Annotated in this window: 13 protein-coding genes, 1 tRNA gene and 1 pseudogene; 7 read left to right on the top strand and 8 right to left on the bottom strand. The window is 70.2% G+C overall.

Annotated features, from left to right (window positions below; translation table 11 throughout):
• Window positions 1-58 precede the first annotated feature (58 nt).
• From QFZ27_RS33375 to QFZ27_RS33355, 5 genes are read left to right on the top strand one after another with little or no spacing between them, the layout of a single operon-like run.
• Window positions 59-1,318, top strand: coding sequence for an ABC transporter substrate-binding protein (locus QFZ27_RS33375; protein WP_429230768.1), 1,260 nt, complete (start codon window positions 59-61; stop codon window positions 1,316-1,318).
• Complete coding sequence (locus tag QFZ27_RS33370; RefSeq protein ID WP_429230767.1) at window positions 1,315-2,256, top strand: carbohydrate ABC transporter permease; 942 nt, start codon at window positions 1,315-1,317, stop codon at window positions 2,254-2,256. Before QFZ27_RS33375 ends, QFZ27_RS33370 begins: the two co-directional genes overlap by 4 nt.
• Complete coding sequence (locus QFZ27_RS33365; protein ID WP_429230766.1) at window positions 2,253-3,080, top strand: carbohydrate ABC transporter permease; 828 nt, start codon at window positions 2,253-2,255, stop codon at window positions 3,078-3,080. Before QFZ27_RS33370 ends, QFZ27_RS33365 begins: the two co-directional genes overlap by 4 nt.
• Before the next feature lie 4 nt (window positions 3,081-3,084).
• On the top strand, window positions 3,085-4,161 hold the full coding sequence (locus QFZ27_RS33360) for a Gfo/Idh/MocA family protein (protein ID WP_429230765.1): 1,077 nt from the start codon (window positions 3,085-3,087) through the stop codon (window positions 4,159-4,161).
• Between the two features lie 23 nt (window positions 4,162-4,184).
• Entirely contained in the window at window positions 4,185-4,565 is a 381-nt protein-coding gene (locus QFZ27_RS33355; protein ID WP_429230764.1) for a cupin domain-containing protein, read from the top strand.
• 370 nt (window positions 4,566-4,935) lie between these two features.
• On the opposite strand, the gene QFZ27_RS33350 is transcribed toward QFZ27_RS33355, so the two are convergent.
• The gene (locus tag QFZ27_RS33350; protein WP_429230763.1) at window positions 4,936-5,151 is read right to left on the bottom strand and encodes a hypothetical protein; all 216 of its coding nucleotides are present in this window, start codon (window positions 5,149-5,151) and stop codon (window positions 4,936-4,938) included.
• Between the two features lie 265 nt (window positions 5,152-5,416).
• Here QFZ27_RS33350 and QFZ27_RS33345 point away from each other — a divergent pair, with 265 nt between their 5' ends.
• Window positions 5,417-6,187, top strand: a complete 771-nt coding sequence (locus tag QFZ27_RS33345; RefSeq protein ID WP_429230762.1) for an SDR family oxidoreductase — start codon at window positions 5,417-5,419, stop codon at window positions 6,185-6,187.
• 148 nt (window positions 6,188-6,335) lie between these two features.
• Here the strand turns inward: QFZ27_RS33345 and QFZ27_RS33340 are convergent, their stop codons facing one another.
• Both QFZ27_RS33340 and QFZ27_RS33335 read right to left on the bottom strand, forming a co-directional pair.
• Window positions 6,336-7,643 (bottom strand): efflux RND transporter periplasmic adaptor subunit, encoded by a 1,308-nt coding sequence (locus tag QFZ27_RS33340; RefSeq protein ID WP_429230761.1) that lies wholly within the window; start codon window positions 7,641-7,643, stop codon window positions 6,336-6,338.
• Window positions 7,644-7,648: 5 nt separating this feature from the next.
• Window positions 7,649-10,825, bottom strand: coding sequence for an efflux RND transporter permease subunit (locus QFZ27_RS33335; protein WP_429230760.1), 3,177 nt, complete (start codon window positions 10,823-10,825; stop codon window positions 7,649-7,651).
• Between the two features lie 476 nt (window positions 10,826-11,301).
• On the opposite strand from QFZ27_RS33335, the gene QFZ27_RS33330 reads away from it, so the two are divergent.
• On the top strand, window positions 11,302-11,601 hold the full coding sequence (locus tag QFZ27_RS33330; protein ID WP_429230759.1) for a hypothetical protein: 300 nt from the start codon (window positions 11,302-11,304) through the stop codon (window positions 11,599-11,601).
• A 209-nt stretch (window positions 11,602-11,810) separates the two neighbouring features.
• On the opposite strand, the gene QFZ27_RS33325 is transcribed toward QFZ27_RS33330, so the two are convergent.
• The 5 genes and pseudogenes from QFZ27_RS33325 to selA form a co-directional block, all read right to left on the bottom strand.
• A complete protein-coding gene (locus QFZ27_RS33325; RefSeq protein ID WP_429230758.1) occupies window positions 11,811-12,623 on the bottom strand; it encodes an endo alpha-1,4 polygalactosaminidase in 813 nt (270 codons plus the stop codon).
• 165 nt (window positions 12,624-12,788) lie between these two features.
• Window positions 12,789-12,884: transfer RNA gene (locus QFZ27_RS33320), tRNA-Sec, on the bottom strand.
• A 117-nt stretch (window positions 12,885-13,001) separates the two neighbouring features.
• Window positions 13,002-14,786 (bottom strand): annotated as a pseudogene (gene selB / locus QFZ27_RS33315) (selenocysteine-specific translation elongation factor); the annotation flags it as partial.
• A gap of 44 nt (window positions 14,787-14,830) precedes the next feature.
• Window positions 14,831-15,625, bottom strand: coding sequence for a tetratricopeptide repeat protein (locus QFZ27_RS33310; RefSeq protein ID WP_429230757.1), 795 nt, complete (start codon window positions 15,623-15,625; stop codon window positions 14,831-14,833).
• Complete coding sequence (selA, locus tag QFZ27_RS33305) at window positions 15,612-17,030, bottom strand: L-seryl-tRNA(Sec) selenium transferase (protein ID WP_429230756.1); 1,419 nt, start codon at window positions 17,028-17,030, stop codon at window positions 15,612-15,614. The genes QFZ27_RS33310 and selA overlap by 14 nt, the downstream gene beginning before the upstream one ends.

Below are 17,030 nucleotides of genomic sequence, written 5' to 3'. Positions count from 1 at the left end.
CCCGCCAAGAGGCCAAGGTCCGATTAACAAAACCCGATCAACAAGGGAGGATCTGGGAATGCTGAGACGTCTCGGCCTGTGGCTGGCTGTCGCCGCCGCCATCGCCGCCGGCCTCGCGCCGGCCAGGGCGGAAACCCTCAAGATCTGGGGGCCGGAGCAGATCACCGACCCGGTGATCGCCGATCTCTGGACCGGCCTGAAGGCCGATTTCGAGAAGGCCAATCCCGGCGTGACGGTGGAGTTCATGGTGCCGACCGGCACCATCTCCAACGGCGCTGTGCAGGCGGCGATCCAGTCCGATGCCGGGCCCGATTTGGTGCTGACCAATTCCGGCGTCGGCCGGGTCGGCATCGTCGCCAAGGCCGGGCTGGTGGTGCCGCTGACCCGCTACTACGACGAGCGCGGCTGGAAGGCGCAGCTGTATCCCTGGCTGTACGACACGCTGAAGGGGCAGTTCGGCGGCGAGATCTACGAGATCCCGGACGGGCTCGACGTCATCGGCGTATTCTACCACAAGGACATGTTCGCCGAGCACGGCTGGACCATGCCGGACAGCTATGAGGGCTTCCTCAAACTGCTCGGCGAGATCAAGCAGGCCGGCATCCAGCCGTTGACCGTCGGGCCGCGCAACAACGCCAATGGCGGCCACCTGTTCGGCAACCTGCTGCAGGCGTCGGCCGGCCGGCAGGTCGTCGGCGAGGTCCTGGCGGGCAAGCGGCCCTGGACCGACCCGGCCATGGTCAAGGGGGCGCAGCGCCTGGTCGACCTGGTCGCCGCCGACTACGTCCAGCCGCAGATGGTCGGGCTCGACCTCGACGCCGCCGCCCGGCTCTGGTTCACCAGGCGGGCGGCGATGATGGTGGCCGGGCCCTGGTTCACCAACAACGCCCGCAAGGCCGGCTTCGACATGGCCAATGCCGGCTACGCGACGATGCCGTCCGACCTCGCCGGCGAATCCCTCGCCACCGGCGGCGTGGGCTGGAGCTGGATGCTGCCGAAGACCTCGCGCCATCCCGACCTCGCCCTGAAATGGCTCGACTACATCCTGTCGGATGCGGTGATGACCCGGCGGGCCTCGCATGCCAGCAGCTGGATGGTCTATCCGCGCGCCCTGGCCGGTCTGAAGCCGACCCAGCCGGTGCTGGCCAGCGTCTTCGCCGCGGCCGACAAGGGCGTCGGCTACAACCCCAGCGTCTACATGCCCGGCAATGTCCTCGAGGCCTACATGCAGGTCATCCAGGGCCTGATCGGCGGCCAGATCGGGGCCGAGGCGGGCATGGCGCAGATCGACGGCCAGATGCAGCAGGCGGCGAAGTGACGGTGCTGCCCGACAGCGCGACGCGGCGGGTGCCGGGCGGGCGGCGGTTCCTGGCCAGCACCGCCCGGCCGGGCGGGGAGGGGCTGCGGGCCGCCATCCCGTTCCTGCTGCCGGCGGTCGGCCTCTACGCCCTGTTCACCCTGCTGCCGATCGCCGACACGCTGCGCCTCAGTGTCACCGCGGCCGACACCGGCGCCGGTGCGGCGGCGGACGGAGGCCTGCAGAACTACGCCCGGCTGGCCGGCGACCCGATCTTCTGGCAGGCGCTGCGCCAGACCGTCGTCTGGCTGGTGCTGCACCTGGTGTTCGCGGGAGGCCTGGGTTTCGTCCTGGCCCTCGCGATCTCCGGGCTCAAGGTCGGGCGCATCTTTTACCGCTGCGCCTTCTTCCTGCCGCATGTGGTGTCGCTGGCGGTGGTCGGCGTGATCTGGAGCAAGATCTACGACCCCTATTTCGGCCTGATCAACGGCGCATTCCACACCCTCGGCCTGGACAGCCTGGCCCGCGGCTGGCTGTCGGAGTCGTTCCTGGTGCTGTTCTCGATCAACCTCGCCAGCAGCTGGCAGGGCTTCGGCCTGTACATGCTACTGTTCATCGCCGGGCTGCAGGGCATCGACCGCACCCTGTACGACGCGGCGGAGGTCGACGGCGCCACGGCCTTCCAGAAGCTGCGCCACGTCACCATCCCGGGGCTGCGCGAGGTCATGACCTTCGTCGCCTCGCTGGCCCTGATCAACGGGCTGAAGGGCTTCGCCACGATCTGGGTGATGACCCAGGGCGGGCCGTTCTACCGCAGCGAGCTGCTGACCACCTACATCTACAAGCTGGCCTTCCAGTTGCAGGATCACGGCCGTGCCGCAGCGCTCTGCGTCGTGCTCAGCTTGATGGCGATCGCCATCACCGTCGGCTTCAACCGCTGGCGGGAGCGGGTGCGATGAGCCGCCGCCGCTCCGATCGCTGGCGGGCGCTGGGCCTGCTGCCGCCGCTCGCCTTCCTGCTGGGGCCGTTCCTGTGGCTGCTCGCCTCCAGCCTGAAGACCGAGGCCGAGATCGCCACCGCCGATCCCTTCGCGGCGCCGGACCGGCTGATGTGGGTCAACTATGTCGACGCCTGGCGGATCGGATCGTTCGGCGAGCTGATCCTGAACAGCCTGGCCAATGTCGCGGCGGTCGTGGTGCTGATGATCGTGGTCTGCGCCCCGGCGGGCTACGCCTTCGCCAAGATGCGGTTCCGCGGCAGCGAGGCGCTGTTCTACCTGCTGATCCTCGGCCTGACCGTGCCGATCCAGGCGATCGTGATCCCGCTGTACCAGCTGCTCTCGGGCCTCGGGCTGCTGGACAGCCTGGCGGGCATCACTCTGGCCCAGGTCGGCAACGGCATCCCCTTCGGCGTTTTCCTGATGCGGAACTTCTTCCGCAACGTGCCGCATGAGCTCTTGGAGGCGGCGCGGGTCGACGGCTGCGGCCACGGCCGCATCCTGCTGCGGATCTTCCTGCCGATCTCCGCCCCGGCGGTGCTGGCCCTGGTGGTGATCAGCGCGCTGGGCACCTGGAACGACTTCTTCCTGCCGCTGGTGGTGCTGATCTCGCCCGAGGTGCAGACCCTGCCGCTCGGCCTGGTCCGCTTCGCCGGGACCTATTCGACCGATCACCGCCTGGTCTTCGCCGGCACGGTGATCTCCTTCCTGCCCATCGTGCTCCTCTACATCGCCACCCAGCGCCGCTTCACCGAAGGCCTGACCCAGGGTGCCCTCAAGGGATGACCGCATGACCAGCATCACCTACAATTTCGAGTATGAGCGGCGCCTCAAGGCCTGCTTCATCGGCGCCGGCGGCCATTCCTACCGCAACATCTACCCCTCGCTGCGCTACGCCCCGGTCGATCTCGCCGCGGTCTGCGACGTCGATGGCGGCCGCGCCGCCCAGTACGCCCAGCTGTTCGGGGCCGGCCACAGCTACACCGACCACCGCGAGATGCTGGCGGCCGAGACGCCCGACGTGGTGTTCATCGTCACCAGCTACCATCCGGACGGGCGGGTGCAGGCGACCGATCTGGCCCAGGACGTGCTGGCCGCCGGCGCCCATGTCTGGATGGAGAAGCCCACGGCCGCCAGCCTGGCCGAGGTGCGCGACCTCGAGGCGGCGAGCGAGCGCCACGGACGCTTCGTCATGACCGGGCTGAAGAAGATGTTCTTCCCGACCATCGAGAAGCTGAAATCGATCATCGACAGCCCGGAGTTCGGCCGCGTCTCTTCGATCGCCGTGCGCTATCCGCAGGCGCTGCCGCCGCCGGAGCGGCGGGGCGACCTGGTGGCGATGCGGAGCTTCCTCGACCACATCTACCACCCGGCCGCGATCCTCCTGCATCTGATGGGGCCGGTCGACCGGATGAGCTACGAATGGGAGCCGGCGAACGGCGCCGCCGTGGTGTCGCTGCGGTTCAAGAGCGGCGCCATCGGCAGCCTGCACTTCGCCGCCGGCCAGTCCGGCACCAGCCCGCTGGAGCGGGTCGAGGTGATCGGCAACCGCGCCAATGCCGTGGTCGAGAACGGCGTCAAGCTGACCTATTACCGGCGGGCGGCGCTGCCCAGCTACGGCCGGGCCGCGTCGTTCATCCAGGGCGACCACGAGGCCCCGATCGTGTGGGAGCCGGAATGCTCGCTGGGCCAGCTCTACAACAACAACCTGTTCTATCTAGGCTATGTGCCGGAGATCCTGCATTTCTGCGACAGCGCCTTGTCCGGCACGCCGCCCGCCAAGGGCACGCTGCAGGACGCCGCCCGGATCATGGCCCTGTTCGAGGCCTTCCAGCGCACGCCGGCGGGCGTGACCGTCAGCCTCTGACCCTTCTTCGGAGTTCGACTTCCATGACCACCCATCCCTGCGTGGCCGATGCCGCCCGCCGCGAGACCGCGATCCTCGACTGGGGCCGCCTCGACTGGCTCGTCACCGGCGCCGCCATGCCCGGCGCCGAGATGACCTTCGGCCTGGTGACGATCAAGCCGGGCAAGCGCAACCCGCTGCACTCCCACCCGAATTGCGAGGAGGTGCTGTACGTCGTCTCCGGCCGCTGCGAGCACCGGCTGGGCGACGAGCTCCTGGCGCTGGAGCCCGGATCGGCCATCCGGATCCCGCGCGGCGTGCCGCACTGGGCGCGCTGCGTCGGCGACGAGCCGCTGCAGGCGATCATCGCCTTCTCCTCCGGCGACCGGCGGGCCGACATGCATGAAGAGGACGGGGTGGCGTGAGAGAGAGAGAGAGAGAGAGAGAGAGAGAGAGAGAGAGAGAGAGAGAGAGACCGCCCGACAAAAAAGAGTCCCCCCCTCCCCTTGGCGGCGGGAGGGGGGCAGGGGGAGGGGTCTGCGCGCGTCCGCGCGCGAATGCGCAAAGGGCAGACTTCGCCATCGGGGCCGGATCGCCAGAGACCGGGCCGGCTCTGAGCTTCGAAAACCCCCTCCCCCTACCCCCCTCCCGCGAGGGGAGGGGGGACAAAAAGAGGAATGGCTTCAGCTATTTTGAAGAGGTCCCGCCAAGCGGGAAAGGCGACGCGAAGACGCTCGGCGTCCTGCCAGCCCCCCGCGAATGCGGTGGCCTGACCCGACCTCAGTTCATCCCGCTCTAGCTCAGGGCCAGCACCAGCAGGACCAGAACGACGACGAGCAGCCCAACCAGGATCGGCAGCGTCCAGCGCGAGCCGCCCTCCTGCTCCGGCCCGCGCGCAAGGCTGATGTCCTGCGCCCGCTCTATCACCCGCTGGCCCTCGGGCTCTTCGCCGGGCAGCTGTCTGGGGGAATCCGGCCTGTAGCGGCCCGGCACTTCTTGGTCCGAAACCATCTCCGCCTCCTCGGCGGCCATTGCGTCGACAAAGCAATGGCTGCCGGCGCGCCTGGGTTCCAGGCGTGCTGCGGCGGTCGACCTGCTGCCGCGCCATCATGAGCAAACTGGCGGTCTTGAGATCGACTCTTCGGTTCCTTCTCGTCATGGCGAGATGCGGCCCTCGGATTTGATCCGGAGGGCCGTGGCCATGACGGGGCAATATCTCAGGCCGCTGGTATAAGAGCCGTTGCAGATGAGTTTCGAGACGGGAAGGAAACCGGGAATGCCGGGGAGACTGGAAGGGCGCGTCGCCATCGTGATCGGGGCGGCGCGGGGCATCGGCGCGGCGATCGCCGAACGCTTCGCTGCGGACGGCGCGCGGGTGGTGATCGGCGACACCGATCCCGAGGCCGGGGCGGCGACGGCGGCGCGGCTGGGTGCCGGCTTTATCGCCACCGACATCAGCCGTGGCGAGGATGCCGATGCCATCGTGGCGGCGGCGGTCGACGGCTTCGGCCGGCTCGACATCCTGGTGCAGAACGCCGCGATCTACCCCTGGACCCTGATCGAGGACATCGAGCCCGAGGAGTGGGATCGGGTGATGGCGGTCAACCTGCGCGGCACCTATCTCGCCGCCCGGGCGGCGCTGCCGGCGATGCGGGCGGGGGGAGGGGGGCGGATGATCTTCACCTCCTCGATCACCGGCCCGCGCGTCACCAGCCCGGGCCATGGCCACTACGCCGCGACCAAGGCCGGCATCAACGGCTTCCTCAAATCGGCGGCGCTGGAGTTCTCCGGCTACGGCATCACCGTCAACGGGGTCGAGCCCGGCAACATCCTGACCGAGGGCATGCAGCAGCACCGCAGCGCCGAGTTCATCGCCATGATGGAGCGCGCGGTGCCGCTGGGCCGGCTCGGCACGCCGCAGGACGTGGCCGCCGCGGTGGCCTTCCTGGCCTCGGACGACGCCGCCTACATCACCGGCACCACCATCATCGTCGACGGCGGCCAGACCCTGCCGGAAGGCCACGACTTCCGGCTGAAGCCCCGATAGGGGGAATGCGTCGACCATGCTCCGGCGTGCCCGCGATCCGCCAGATCACATCGCCCGGGCCAGGATGAATCCTGGCCAATGATGGGTGCCGACGGGCGGGTGGGCTCATGCAGACCCGGTCGACTGGCTCGAGACTTGGCACGAGATATCAGCCCGACGCGTTTGGAGAGCCGGATGGCGGCCGATCGACAGTGTGGGCAATCTCGGATGGCTGTGTCGCCGCAACCTGCACGCGCATACCGTCGCGCAGGTTCACGGGCGGGTTCAGGACCACCTGATCGCCCTCGTTCAGCCCGGCCCGGATGTCGAGGCTGGCGCCGTTATCGGCCAGCACGTCGAGATGATGCAGCTGCAGCGTGCCGTTCGAATAGACGGCGGCGGAAAGCCCGTTCTGGTCGAAGATGACCGCCTGCGACGGCAGCACGATCACGGGGCTGGGCCGCGGGATCGCCAGCCGGACGATGCAGTACAACCCGGCGGTGAGTGCCCCATCGGAGTTATCGACATCGACCTCGGCCAGCAGCGTCCTGGTGCCTGGCTGCAAAGAGCCGGCGGTGCGCGCGACCCGGCCATGGAAGACACGGCCGGGCAACTGCGGCACCGTCACCTCGGCATCCTCACCATCCTTGAGCGCGAAGTAGTCCTCCTGCGGCACGAAGATCTGGATCCGCAGCGTGCCGGTCTGCACCAGCGACAGCAGTGGCGTGCCGGAGGCACTATCCGCCGTGACCAGCGTGCCGACGTCGAAGTTGCGGCTGGCGACAACCCCGTCGAACGGGGCCACCACCCTCTCGAAGCCGGTCAGCTGCTGGAGCCGCGCCACGTCGGCCTGCTGGGCGACGATGCTGGCTTGGGCCGCGGCGACCGCTGCGGTGGTGGCAGCCTGGCTCGAGCTGTCGGTGTCGCCCTGCTCCTTGCTGGCCCAGCCCTGCTGCACCAGCCGCGTGGTGCGCTGGTTGGTGACCACCGCGAGGTGCTCATTGGCCCGGTCCTGCGCCAGGGTCGCCTGGGTCTGGGCCAGCTGCGCCGTCGCCTGGCCCAGTTGCTGGTCCAGATCAGGCGCCGCGATCACCGCCATGACGTCGCCCGCCTTGACATGACTGCCGATGTCGACGTTGCGGGTGGCGATGTAACCAGTCGCGCGGGCGTTCACCACGGTGCTGGTGAAGGCATCGGTGGTGCCCGGCAGCTCGTCGATCTTCGGGCCCTGCACCGTGGTAACGGCGACCGTGCGAACGATCGGCCGATCGTCACGGATCTCGTTGCGCACGGTCGTCGCCTGGGCGTCGAGCACGCTGCGGCTCCACAGGCCGAAGCCGACCGCCCCGCCGATCGCGACGATCGCCGTCAGCCCGAGGAATCGAGCGATCCGCCGCCGCCCCGGTGTCGGGCCAGCCGGAGGAGCGGTGTTCTGATCCGTGTGGCCGGTGGGGCTGTCGATGGGATGCTGGTCCAAGATGGTCACTCCGCGACGGGGGACGAGACGGGCCGCTGCCGCCTGGATCCCAGGCCGGCGATCAGGGCGTAGAGGAAGGGCACGAACAGAAGGGTGGTCAGGGTGCCTGCGCTGACGCCGCCGATCACCGCGCGGGCCAGGGCGGCGTTCTGCTCCTCGCCGGGGCCGCCGATTGCCATCGGCAGCATGCCGACGACCATGGCCGCCGCCGTCATCAGCACCGGCCGCAGCCGGGTGACGCCCGCGGAAAGCGCGGCCTCGAAGGGCGGGTGCCCGGCCCGGCTCTGATCGCGGGCGAAGGTGACCAGCAGGATCGAGTTCGCCGAGGCCACGCCCACCGCCATGATCGCGCCCATCAGCGACGGCACGCTCAAACTGGTGCCGGTCACGAACAGCATCAGGACGATGCCGCTCATGGCGCCGGGCAGGGCCAGCAGCACCGCCAGCGGGTCGCGGAAGCTCTGATAGTTCACCACCATCAACAGGTACACGGCTATGGCGGCGAAGGTCAGGCCGAGGCCGAGATCCCGGAAGGCGGAGTCCATGCTGCTGATCTGGCCGCGGATCGCGATGGTATTGCCGGGCTGCAGGGTCTTCTGTGCGTCGCCGACGATGGACTGGATCCGGGTCGCCACCCGGCCGAGGTCCTTCGCGTCGACGCTGGCGTAGACGTCGTAGACCTCCTGGATGTTGCTCTGGTTGAACACCGACTGCACTCCGGCGCGCTGCGGCGCCGCGATGTTCCCCAGCAGGTTCGGCACCACGCCGCCATCCGCAGTGGTAGCGGCGCCGATCGGCGTGTTGTTCAGGTCGTTCAGGCTGGCGACGCGGTACTCCGGCGTCTGAACGGCGAGGTAGTAGGCGATGCCGCTCGCCGGGTCGGTCCAGAAGTTCGGCTGCACCTGGGTCGACGAGCTGAGGCTGATGTTCACGTCATTCGCCACCTGGGTCATGTTCAGCCCCAGCTGCTGTGCGCGGGTGCGGTCGACCGTGTAGTCGAGCTCCGGCGCCTTCAGCTCCTGCTGCACATGCACGTCGACCAGGCCGGGGATCCCGGCCAGCCGGTCGCGCAGGGTCTGGGCCATGGCCTGGTTGCCGGCGACGTTGCGGCCGGCGATCTGGACGTCGATCTGGCTCGGCACGCCGAAATTCAGCACCTGGGTGACGATGTCCGATGGCTGGACGTAGAACAGCGCGTCCGGGAACTGGATCGGCAGCTGGCGCCGCAGCGCCTGGATGTACTGCTCGGTCGGCCGGTGGCCGGGGTTGAGCTGGATCTGGATCACGCCGTCATTGGGGCCGATCTCGGTGCCGTCGGTGAAGGCCAGGTTGTAGGAGCGTTGCGGCAGGCCGATGTTGTCGATCACCAGGCCGAGATCCTGCTGCGGGATCTGGCCCCGGATCACGTCCTCGATCCGGCTGAACTCCTCGGCGGCGGTCTCGATCCGGGTGCGTGGCGGCAGGCGGACATGCAGCTGGATCATCCCGGCGTCGACCGCGGGGAAGAAGTCGTGCCCCAGCATGGTGAACAGCCCTCCGGCGCCCGCCAGCACCGCCAGCGCGACGCCAAGCGTGATCGCGCGGCGGCGGATGATGCCGGCCAGCAGCCAGGCGTAGAACTCGCGGAACCGGTTGAACTGGCGGTCGAAGGCCGCATGGGCGCGGGACAGCGCCGTGGTCTTGCCGGCCTCGCGCCGGCTGTGCTCGCCGCGCAGCAGCAGCCGGATGATGATCGGCGTCAGCGTGCGCGACAGGCCGTAGGACGCGATCATGGCGAAGACCACGGCCAAGGCCAGCGGCGTGAAGATGTAGCGGATCGCGCCCTGCATGAAGAACACGGCGACGAAGACGCAGCAGATCGCGGAGGTCGAAATCAGGGTCGGCAGGGCGATGCCGGCCGCGCCCTCCAGCACCGCGTCGTCGAAGGGCCTTCGCTCCTCCAGCATGCGGTAGGTGTTCTCGATCGTCACCGTGCTGTCGTCGACCAGAATGCCGACCGCCAGCGCCATGCCGCCGAGCGTCATGATGTTGAGCGTCTCGCCGAGCGCCGACAGCACCGCGATCGAGGTCAGGATCGACAGCGGGATCGACACCATGACGACGATGGTCGCCCGCCAGGACCCGAGGAAGATCAGGATCATCAGCGCGGTCAGGCCGGCGGCGATGGCGCCTTCCCGCAGCACGCTGTCGATCGAATCCTGGACGAAGGTCGACTGGTCGAACAGCAGGCCGATCTTGAGGCCGGCCGGTGCCGCCGCCTGGATCGCCGGCAGTGCGGCCTTGACCCGGTTGACGACGTCGAGCGTCGAGGCGTCGCCATTCTTGATGATGGTCAGCAGCACCGAGCGCTGGCCGTTGGCGCGGACGACGTTCGACTGCACCTGCCAGCCGTTGTGGACATGCGCCACGTCATGCAGGAACACCGTCGTGGCGCCGTTCTGGCGGATCGGCACATCCTCCAGCGCGTCCAGCGTCGGCGCCATGCCGTTCAGATGGACGATGAACTGCTGGGTGCCCAGCTTGGCGTCGCCGGCGGGCAGCGTCAGCGACTGGGCGTTGACCGCGTTGACCACGTCGGCAGGGGTGATGCCGTAGGCGCGCAGCTTGTCGGGGTCGAGATCGACCATGATCTCGCGATAGCGGCCACCGGACGGCGTCGGCAGGGTGATGCCGGGGATCGGCGCCAGGGCCTGGCGCATCTGATACAGGCCGTAATCGTAGAGCTGCTGCTCGTTCAGCGTGTCCGATGTCAGGCTGAGCTGCAGCACCGGCACGCTGGTGGCGTTGAACTGCACCACGACCGGCGGCTGGATACCGGTCGGCATCAACGCCCTTGCGGTGTTCGTCGCCGATACGATCTGGCTGATCGCCAGATCGATGTTCACGTTTGGCTGAAAATAGATCTTGGTGACGGAGAGACCTTCCAGCGTCTGGCTCTCCATGTTGCGGATATTGCTGACGTTCGAGCTGATGTAATATTCGCCATAAGTGGTGACCCGCTGCTCCATCTCCTGCGGTGTCAGGCCGGTGTACTGCCAGATCACCGTCACCACCGGCACGTTGACGGACGGCAGCACGTCGCGGGGCGTCACGACGATGGCGCTGATTCCGAGAAGCAGGGCCAGGAGGGCGATGACGTAGAAGGTGTAGGGAAAGCGCAGGGCGAAGCGGACGATACCCACGGCCAGGAATCCTCGGATCGAGCTTCGGCGCCGTGGCACCGGCAGGGAAGGGCAGCGCGGCCGGAAAGGTCACGCCGGGCTCGAAGCCGCTGTCGCCGCAGACGTGACGGCCGGTCGTCGGTACCGACGAGCCAGCAATCAGCCAAACGAGGCGAAGCCAGCCTCTTGATGATGTCTTGGGCGTTGGTCACCCGTGCCGCGACCGGGCACGTCCGCGGACATCGACGCCTGCTCCCCCTTCCGGAGCCGGTCCGTGCCGCTTTGGTTGTGACAAGTCACATATGTGGCGCCGTCGTTCCGCCGCCTCTGTGTTTTTATCCATTCAGCCATGCGGAAGATCATCGTGGAGGTCCGTCGGCAGGCTCCAGGGATACAGGCATCGGAAAGCGGCGGAACCGCTGGGTCGGCGCCGGGCTAGCGGCGCAACATCGCACTGCGCGCGGATGGCAATTGGAAGCGGGTCGAGCGGTGCAAATATGACGGACATGAACCCATGGATCCATCTGGCGCTGGCCGCCAGCCTGTCCATCGCGACCGCACCGGCCGCCATGGCGCAATGCATCGTCAGTCAAAATGCCGTCGGCACGTCTTGCGCCGGCGGTATCGGTTCGCGGCCGCTCATCGGCCACTCGATGCGGCCGCTCACGAGGATCACCCCACCCCCGCAACTGGCGCCGTTCCGGGCGATACCGATCCCATCTCCGCGACAGGCGCAGACCACGGGGGCACCGAATACCTCGCTGATGCCGAATACTTCGCTGCCAGGTGGCCTGTAGTCGCTCGCGATCACCAACCTCCAAAGGGTCGAGGCTGTGTGGAAACGCTGGCGCGTGAACGCCGGATGGGCTGCGATGTGGCCGTCGGGACTGGCTGGTGCGGCGGCCGAGCGCCAGGCGCGGTCATGTCCGCTTCGCGGCTGCGACGACTGGTTTCGGGTGCCCTTTGCTGGGGCCGCCCGGCTTCGGCCGAATCCGCCGTCAGCCGCTCAGCACCACTTGTACTCGTAGTCCGGCGACCCGGCCGGCACCACGTCGCGGTCGCGGTAGATGATCGAGATCCTGCTGCCGCGCGCGGCGCAGGCGGCGTTGAAGAAGCCGATCGGGTCGACCGGGTTGCCGTCGGCGTCCCGGTCGTTGTCGCTGTACTCGATCTCGTAGACCTGGTTGCCGTAGATTTCGGTGAAGACCTCGCATTCCGACCACATCTGGCATTCCTCGACGATCGCGAAGTCGAAGCCGATCTGCGACACGCCGATCGGCGCCAGCTCGCTGGTGTTCTTCTGCGCGATGGCGAGGTTGGCGGCATGGGCACGCTGCACCAGCAGCTTGGCGAAGGCGGTGTTGTGGGCCTTGGTCAGCACGCTCTTCGAGCGGGTCCAGGAATCGAGGTTGTCCGGCTCCACCGCCTCGAAGCCGTCGGCCGCGCATCTGTCGATCCACGGCCCGATGATCGCCATCAGCGCGGTGCGCTTCGCCGCCGTCGAGGTGTCCAGCAGGTATTCGTCCGGCCACTCCGGATCGATCACGTATCTGCCGTTCTTCCTGACCAGCAGGTTGGAGTGGTTGGTGGTCCACCACACCGCGTCGTCCGGCTGGGTCTGGAACGCGTTGACGTAGCAGATGCCGTACTTGCCCGGGGCGGGCGCCGCCAGCCGGTCGCGGTCGACGATGGCAATCCCGGCCGCGGCGGGGTAGGCGCCGCCGATCTGGTAGTCGAACTGCCCGTTCGCGGTCGGGCGGGTGAAGGCGCTCGCGGGCGTGGCCGCAAGGATGCTCGCCGCGGCGACGGCAGCCGCCATCGTCCGGAACCACGATGCATGCATGGGGGGCGTGACCTCTCTGCCGTCCCCGCCTCGAGCCGGTCGCTCTGGCGTGGGGGCCGGGCCGGGTAGCGGCTGGGGCAGGTGCCGTTGGGATGTCTATCCTGCCCCGCAGGGTCAACAGTCATGATCGGGGCGGCGGAATGGCGGAAGAGAGTGGGAGTCGAACCCACCAAGGACCGGCTCGCGGCCCCTCCCGGATTTGAAGTCCGGACGCCCCACCGGGGACGATTCTCCTCCATCACCCTCGGCCGGCGGCGCGCCGATCGAGGGACGAAACAGGTCCAGCCGATGCCGGTTCAGCCGGCGCAGATCGCCCCGCCGCAGCGTCACGCCGTGGCGGTCGAAGAACTCCAGGATCTGAATCGCGACCTTGCGACCGCTGTCCACCTGATCACGGAACTGCGCCGCAGTGAAGCCGGTCTCGTGCGCCTCGCCCAGCGCCACCAGGATGCCGACGATCTCGGTGACGGTCGGGCGCAGGAAGAAATGGTCATGCGCCATCTCGTCGACCCGGCCCATCCGGCCGGCGCGCTTCAGCAGATGGCGGATCTCCGCCTCGTCGGTGCCGGTCTCGCCGGCGATGTCGCGCACCCGCGGCGGCCGGAACCGCGCAGCACCGCCGAGGCGCGGAGCGATGTCGGCCCACAGCGCCTCGTCGGCCTCGGTCAGATGCGCCTCATGGCCGGTCAGCCGGACCCAGGCGCCCTCCAGCGCCACCTGGCCGGCCCGCGCCAGCCCGCGCAGCAGGCCGGCGAAGGCCGGGGCCGGCAGGCGCGGCTGCGACTGCAGGCGCAGCCGCTCGAAGCCGATGCCGGGCAGGTCGGGGTTGTCGCGGTGGAAGGCGTCCAGCGCCTCCAGCAGCCCGTGGGTCAGCCGCGTCCAGTCCTCCGCGGTCAGGGCCAGCAGCTGCTCGCCCGCCGCGATCCGGACCAGGCCGAGCCGGTCGGCCAACTCCTCCATCCGGCCGGTCCCCAGGGCCCGGTCGCGGCCGAAGCCGGCCAGGTCGACCAGCCGCGGCGGCACCGCCAGCAACTCGGCCAGCGCCGCCTCCGGATCGTCCAGCGCCAGCGCCGCCAGCTGGGCCAGGCGCTCGGGCCCCCGCCGCTTGCGCGCCGGCGCCCGCAGGTCGACCAGGCGGCCGCCGCCGACGGTGCGCTGGGCCGAGGTGTCGCGGACGACGTAGCGATCCCCCGCCGCGGCGGCGACCGGCCGGTCCAGCACCAGCTGGACGAAGGCCTCGCCGCCCGGCGGGATCGGGTCGTCGCCCAGCAGCACGATCCGTGCCCCGGTCTCGGCCGCGGCGGTGTGGAAGCGCACCGGGAACCACTGCCCGATCGGCCGGCGCTCGCCCGGCAGCACCCGCAGCACCGCATCGATGCGCTCGGTCGGGGCGTGCAGGGCGGGGTCGAGCACCACATCGCCGCGGGCAAAGGCCTCGCGCGTCACCCGCTCGCCCGCCAGGTTCAGGGCGCAGCGCTCGCCGGCGCGGCCGCGCTCGGCCGGGCGGTTCTGGGCATGGATCGACCGCACCCGCACCGGCAGGCCGGACGGGCTGGCCACCAGCTGGTCGCCGACCGCGACCGACCCCGACAACACCGTGCCGGTGACCACGGTGCCGGCCCCGTGCAGGGTGAAGGACCGGTCGACCGCCAGCCGGAACCGGCCCGACGTCTCACGCCCGGCGAACTCCGCGACCCCCAGCGCCAGCCGGTCGCCCAGCTCGGCGATGCCCTCGCCGGTCATGACCGAGACCGGCAGGATGTCGGCCCCGGCCAGCGCGGTGCCGGCCAAGGCCGCGTGGATCTCCGCCGCCACCGTCGCGCGCCGGTCCGCGTCGGCCAGGTCGGCCTTGGTCAGGGCGACCACGCCGCGCGAGATGCCGAGCAGGTCGATGATCGCCAGATGCTCGCGGGTCTGCGGCATCACGCCGTCATCCGCCGCCACCACCAGCAGCGCGAAGTCGATGCCGGAGGCGCCGGCCAGCATGGTGTGCACCAGCCGCTCATGCCCGGGCACGTCGATGAAGCCCAGCACCTCGCCGTCGGGCGTCGGCTGGTAGGCGAAGCCGAGGTCGATGGTGATGCCGCGGGCCTTCTCCTCCTTCAGCCGGTCGGTGTCGACGCCGGTCAGCGCCCGCACCAGCGCGGTCTTGCCGTGGTCGATATGGCCGGCGGTGCCGATGATCACGGCGTCGCCTCCGGCACGGGCCGGCGGGCCAGGGCCTCGGCCTCGGCGATGCCGGCCGGATCGAGCGCGGTCCGGGCAGGCCCGAGGAACCGGCCGGCCAGCGCGCTGCCCCCGGCGGTGCCCCGCAGCAGCCAGGCCAAGGCCTGGACCGGATCCTTGGGCACGCCGGTGCCGAGATGATAGGCCGCGCCGAGCATGGCCTGCGCGTCGGGCTCGCCGCGATCGGCGGCCATATGCCACCAGCGCACCGCCTCGGCCGGGTCGCGGGCCACGCCGAGCGCGTTGTGGTGCAGCATGCCCAGCCGCGTCATGGCCGCGGCGACGCCCTGCTCGGCCGCGCGCTGCGCCCATAGCCGCGCCTCGGCCGGGTCGAACAGAGCGCCGTCCTCCACCAGCATCCAGCTCAGCATGTCCTGCGCCGCGGCATCGCCCTGCTCGGCGGCGGCGCGGTACAGGGCGGCGGCCCGGCCGTCGTCCCGCGCCACGCCGTCGCCGCGGAAATGCAGCGTCGCCAGGTTGCGCTGGCCGACGGGGTCGCCGGCCTCGGCCGCGAGGCTCAGCCAACGCACGGCGAGGGCGAGATCGCGCTCGACCCCCAGCCCCTCGGCGAAGCAGGCGCCGACATTGCTCTGGGCCCGGGCCACGCCCTCACGGGCGAGCAGGCCCCAGATCGCTAGCGCCGCCGCATGGTCGCCGCCGCGCGCCGCGGCCGAGGCGGCGGCCAGCTGCTCGTCGACGGTGGGGGAGGGCGGCGCCGCGCGGCCGGCCCGAAGCCGGTCAAGCCAGCTCATCGCTCCCTCCGGGCGCGAGCGCGGCGAGAGAGGCCAGGAAGCCGGCCTCGTCCTCCAGGCAGCGCAGGTCGAGGAGGAGGGCTCCGTCGGCGATGCGCCCGACCACCGGCATCGGCAGCCCGCGCAGCGCGGCGGCCAGGGCGTTCAGCGCCCGGCCGCTGTCACCCGGCGGGGTCAGGGCCAAGGCGGCGCTCGGCAGAGTCTCCAGCGGCAGGGCGCCGGAGCCGATCTGGCTGGCACAGGCCCGGACCGTGACCGTGGCGCGCCCGGCCAGCGCCTGCTCCACCGCGGGCAGGATCCGCCGGGACTGCGCCTCGATCTCATCGGTTTTTCGCGCGAGCAGGCGCAGGGTCGGCAGGCGCTCGGCCAGCCGGGCCGGGTCGCCGTACAGCCGCAGCGTCGCCTCCAGCGCCGCCAGCCGGATCTTGTCGACCCTGAGCGCCCGCTTCATCGGGTTGCGGTTGATCGCGGCGATCAGGTCGGCGCGGCCGACGATGAACCCCGCCTGCGGCCCGCCCAGCAGCTTGTCGCCGGAGAAGGTGACGAGGTCGGCGCCGTCGGCCACCGCCTCGCGCACCGTCGGCTCATGTGCCAGGCCGATCGCCGCAAGGTCGGCGAGGGTGCCGGAGCCGAGGTCGTGCACCAGCGGGATGCCGTGCTTCCGCGCCAGCGGCGCCAGTTCCCGCGCCTCGACCTCGGCGGTGAAGCCGGCGATGCGGTAGTTCGAGGTGTGGACCTTGAGGATCAGCCCGGCCTCAGGCCCCAGCGCTGCCGCGTAGTCCTTCGGGTGGGTCCGGTTGGTGGTGCCGATCTCGCGCAGCACCGTGCCGGCCCGCGCCATGATGTCGGGCATGCGGAAGGCGCCGCCGATCTCGATCAGCTCGCCGCGCGAGATGATCGACTGGCGCCCCTGGCCGAGGGTGTTCAGCACCAGCAGCACCGCCGCGGCGTTGTTGTTGACGACCGTAGCGTCCTCGGCCCCGGTCAGCTCGCGCAGCAGGTCCCGCAGATGGTCGTCGCGCTCGCCGCGCTGGCCGGTGGCCAGGTCGAACTCCAGCGACACCGGGCTGCGCATGGCCTCGACCGCCGCCTCGACCGCCGCCTCAGCCAGCAGGGCGCGGCCGAGATTGGTGTGCAGCACCGTGCCGGTCAGGTTGAACACCGGCCGCTGGGTCGACCGCGCGCTGGCTGTCAGCGTCGCCGCGGCGGTCGCCGCCAGACCCTCGGCGTCGGGGGCGGGGGCGCCGGCGCGCACCGCCTCCCGCGCCACCGCCAGGGCGCCGCGTACCGCGGCCGTGGTCTGGGCATGGCCGAAGGCCGCCAGCGCCGCCGCCGCCGCCGGCGTCTTCAGCACCTGGTCGACCGAGGGCAGGTCGCGCAGGCGGGCGGGGGCGTCGCCGGCCAC

Origin of the sequence: Inquilinus ginsengisoli, from assembly GCF_050434925.1 — a bacterium.
Lineage (GTDB): Bacteria > Pseudomonadota > Alphaproteobacteria > DSM-16000 > Inquilinaceae > Inquilinus > Inquilinus ginsengisoli_B.
The sequence above is the reverse complement of the archived record's forward strand: the minus strand, read 5'-3'. Positions and strand labels throughout refer to the sequence as shown.